Source organism: Candidatus Poribacteria bacterium, from assembly GCA_026706025.1.
Lineage (GTDB): Bacteria > Poribacteria > WGA-4E > WGA-4E > WGA-3G > WGA-3G.
In genome coordinates this window covers 1-4562 of the sequence record JAPOZO010000047.1, presented here as the reverse complement: position 1 = coordinate 4562, position 4562 = coordinate 1, and the positions used below count along the sequence as shown (strand labels likewise).

Genomic DNA, 4562 nt, shown 5'->3' with positions numbered 1-4562 from the left:
CATGCCGCCCTTACAGGGCTAAATTGGCTTTTTCAACGTTCTTCTATAAACATGCTGAAGAAATCCGCAGAAACACCCAAGCAAAGACCCCCAGGAAATAAACCCTACAGGACTAAAGAAGGAACTGCTGTGTTGATAGAAATAGGATAGTGTCAAAGTTCAGTCTTGTAACGGGTTTTGCTTGGTGTTTTTTCAGATTCTCCAAAATTTAGTATAGGATAGTATATGGGACTTTTTAATATAACTTGGCGTGAACTCTACGATAACCTGAATAGTCTTCGCTTCGCATTGGCGACGGTGCTGCTGTTGGCATTGATGCTGACGAACGCGGTACTGTATCTGCGCGAACATCCAGTGCAGGCACAGGCATATCACAACGCGGCTGCTGACGCTATAAAAGCATTAGAATCGCGCAGCACCAGTTTATATCGCCTCGCGACGCAAGGCCCCGGCGATCTCCATAAAGCACCCTCACCTCTCCGTTTCTGTGCTGAAGGTGATGAGGCATTTCTACCGACGCACGCCAGTGGTGCAAACTTCATGCGCAAGATCGCCAACATGACACCTATCTGGCGGATGGGGTATCCACAAAAGACCCCAAATCTATTCAATATTCGTCCTGATTTCACAACTCTGGATTGGGCGTTCATCGTCGGCTATGTGCTGAGTTTCATCGCGCTCCTGTTCACTTTTGATTCGATTTCTGGCGAACTGGAACGCGGGACATTGCGATTGACATTGGCAAACGCTATCCCGCGGCACACCGTGCTAATAGGGAAGTTTTTAGGCGCGTTCATCAGCATTAATATTCCATTCGCGATTGCGGTGTTGATGAATCTGATCCTGATTTCTACCTCAGACGCAGTACAACTCAATGCCGAGGCGTGGGGACGCTTAGGTATCTTGTACGGTATCGTTGTTCTTTATACGTGTCTCTTTATCGCTTTGGGACTTCTCGTCTCAGCCGCTGTACGAGAGAGTGGTGTGAGTCTCGTTGTGCTGTTGTTAATCTGGGTGAGTTTTGTGGTGTTTATGCCGAATACGCTGGCATCTATTGGGAGTCAAACGTCAGTCCCGATAGCTTATGTGGAATTTTGGACCCAGCACCTTCGGCTTGCAGATGAGGCGCGTGCGGCATACCAAGATAAATATGGGGACTCACAAACGCCGCCACCGGTGCACGTACTCGGCGAGTATGTTACGACAGAAGCCGAAGAGCATGAACGCTATAATGAGGCATATTTAAAACAACAGATTGCACAAGGGAAACGGGCACGCGCGATCACCCGTATCTCACCGACAGCGATTACACAACGCCTCTTTGAATCTTTTGCGGGAACGGGGTTTGAACGGCATCAGCAATTTATTGAGAATGTACAGCGTTACGCCCGCGAGTACCGGGAATTTGTTATTGATACGGATAGGGCAGATCCAGAAAGTCTTCATGTTGTTGGGATTCAGGAGGGTATGTCCCAGAAGCCCGTCAGCCCAGAAGCGATTCCCAAATTTAAAGACACGCTTAGTCTCAACCGTGATTTCAACACCGCAGCGACGGACCTACTGTTATTGGTGTTGTTTCTTGGCGTACTTACGTCAGGCGCGTATCTCGCCTTTGTGCGCCTTGAGATTTGAATCGGGTGGGTGATACAGAAAACTGAATGCTGCCGCTTAGAATCTGAATCGCTTGCTTTTTCAAAACTTTTCGTATATACTTTATAATAATAAGCACCTGAAACTTACCAACGAGGAACAGCAATGAACGACTACACAGGCATTATTACCGTTGAACCGGGCAAACGCAGCGGGCAACCGTGCATTCGGGGCATGCGGATCACCGTTTACGATATCTTTGAATATCTTGCATCCGGTATGACAGTGGCGGAAATTCTTGATGATTTTCCGTATTTAACTGAAACGGATATTCGCGCCTGTTTTGCCTATGCCGCCAACTGGAAAAAATCACAGACGATTGTTTATACGGATGAAACTTCTATTCGATCAGAACCTATCGCCGAATCTTGTGAATCTGCTGGCGGATCTGTTTCCTAATTCCACTCATGTCCAAGATGCTGGATTAGATGCGGCAGCGGATACCGAGTTATGGGATTACGCCCGTAAAAACGATTATCTTATCGTATCAAAAGATGCAGATTTTAGGCATAGAAGCACTGTTTATGGACCTCCCCCAAAAGTAATTTGGATCGGTTTAGGGAATTGTTCAACAAAGACTGTCGAAAATAACTTAAGAGATCATTACTCGGATATCCAAGCCTTTGCAAGAGATGCCAATCGAGGGTTATTTGTCCTGCTGTGATCTGCTTAGTCCCGTAGGTTGGGTTGAACGGATACCACAAAAACCCGCCAAATCACAGAAAAACACAACTTGCCCCAGATACGCAACACCCAACAGAAAACGAGTGAAACCCAACGTCTGGGTTCCTGATGCAGGTATGAAGTTGGGTTTCGCTGCATTCTTCGGGGAATATGACCACAACTCGGATTTCACGCGTATTTGGAACACCGACACCCCCTTTTCTGTTCCGCTCTACCCAACCTACGGGACTGATTCTTTTCAGAAATCTTATCACAAAAATCAAAAAAATCACAGAAATCACAGTTCAGACTTAAGAGCACGAGAATACCACGGAAAATCACTAAATGGAAACCTATGGTGCAGTCGCAAACCCAACCTATTTTCCACTCAATTTGCGTAAGTCCTATAGATTGAAGTGAACAGAAATTAACGGGTTTTTTGAACTAAAAATTATAGTATTTTCAAAAAAAATAAAATAAATTTGACTTAATTATACATTTTTATGTATAATTATTAATGTGAGGGAGATGTTATTCTCCTCCATAGAAAACAAAAACACCGAGAACACGTGCCTGTATTCCGTTTTGAGGAGTAGGGAACCTTGACATGGAATGCGCCCGGCGCGTGTTTCGGGTTAAAGACCTACTTTTCCTATGCTTTAGCCTCCTTTTCCACTGTTCCTATCTTACAATTTTTTCTTGACAAATTGCATCTAAAGTGTTTAATTATCGTTAAATCAAATAAAAATGAGGTTTAAACTTGACAAATCTTTTTTTAGTGCGTATAATTAAATGTAATTGGTTGTTAAAAAACTGAGTCTAACCTAACTTGCCATCTTTAAGCAGCACGGTTTTATGTCGAAATCTATTTCTTCGGACATTTTATGACGGTCATGTCAGTGTATTCTTAAATTTTTTTTTATTTTCTCTGCAAAGTAATAGCACGCCTAAGCAAGATGAAGAAAAATTAGCAATTTTACAAAAATAATTTGCTTTTTTTTGATGTTTTATATTTTTATAAAGTTATGGTTAGACTTTATTATTTTATCTTGAATAATATTTTATAGTAAATCCTGTAATTACTTATACACTCGTATCGTCGTGAACTATAAAGTTGTATGTTCCAATGGCACAGGAAACCAACGGTTTCCTATGCTACAAGTATAAACTTGTTTTCGGATTTTACTATAAACTGACTTTGTACAACCAGTAAACACCGACAAGATTTGAACGATGCGGTTTCTGCGTCTTTGTGCCGTCAACTGTGAGTTTTCGGAGGCACAACAAACCCAAACGAAGCGTCCACGCTACAACAAATCGCAGAATCCAAGACAGTCTGATAGAAAGGTAGCAACTTGGGTTAATTTTAACGAAGGGATGGAATTTCACATGCCAAAGCGAGTAAGCACGAAACAACTTCTAATCGCCTGCCGGATGTCATTTGACGGTAAAAGCAACCGCGAAATCGCAAGCGAACTCGGTTTCACCGAGGCAACTGTATCGAATTGGCGGAAGCTTGAAATCTGGAAAGAATTCGAGACTGAACTCATTGATGCATACAAACAACACGCGTTAAACCTTGAAAATGGAACCCCACCGTAATTGAATCATTACAGTTAACAGTATCCAGTTACCAGAGAAGAAGGGATTTGATCTTAACTGATAACTGGCAACTGGTAACTCCTATATGAATGGAAGTTTCAAAACAGTTGACAGTAACCAGTGTCCAGTAACCCGTTAATTCTTTCTGGCAACTGGCAACTCGTAACTGGTAACTGATAGCGAGACTTCACACCATTTGAAACGCAAAGCAGGCACGTGTTCCCGGTGTTTTTGTTTTCTATGGAGGAGAATAACATCTTCTCAACCAAATTAACCCCATGAAAAAGCGGTGGATTCCCTGTCCACCGCTTTTCAGTTTTAATGGCTGTTGGCTGTCGGCTGTCAGCCGTCAGTTAAGAGGCAATAGCAGTTGGTGTGGTTTGTGATTGGGGCCACGCCTTTTTTTTTGCATGCCGGTGGCTTTTGTTTTTCTCTGATATACTACTTAAACTAAGGTGAGGTTGACAAAAGCATATTGTAGCGCAAACTTCCCAGTTTGCGTCCACAGCACACCAGAGGTGTCAATTTAGCGACTTTTTCATGGCATTTTAGCATAAACGATATAAACATGCCACCCTTACAGGGTTGAAGACAGAGCCATTCAGTTTTCATAATGTACTTTTTTCATGAGTTGAAGAGCTTGCCAA

Annotated in this window: 3 protein-coding genes and 1 pseudogene; all 4 read left to right on the top strand. The window is 43.0% G+C overall.

Annotated features, from left to right (window positions below):
* Window positions 1–225 precede the first annotated feature (225 nt).
* A complete protein-coding gene (locus OXH00_09730) occupies window positions 226–1632 on the top strand; it encodes an ABC transporter permease subunit (protein ID MCY3741286.1) in 1407 nt (468 codons plus the stop codon).
* A gap of 123 nt (window positions 1633–1755) precedes the next feature.
* Window positions 1756–1974 (top strand): annotated as a pseudogene (locus tag OXH00_09725) (DUF433 domain-containing protein).
* A 7-nt stretch (window positions 1975–1981) separates the two neighbouring features.
* Window positions 1982–2314 (top strand): DUF5615 family PIN-like protein, encoded by a 333-nt coding sequence (locus OXH00_09720; protein MCY3741285.1) that lies wholly within the window; start codon window positions 1982–1984, stop codon window positions 2312–2314.
* A 1388-nt stretch (window positions 2315–3702) separates the two neighbouring features.
* The gene (locus OXH00_09715) at window positions 3703–3915 is read left to right on the top strand and encodes a helix-turn-helix domain-containing protein (GenBank protein MCY3741284.1); all 213 of its coding nucleotides are present in this window, start codon (window positions 3703–3705) and stop codon (window positions 3913–3915) included.
* The last annotated feature ends 647 nt before the right edge of the window (window positions 3916–4562 follow it).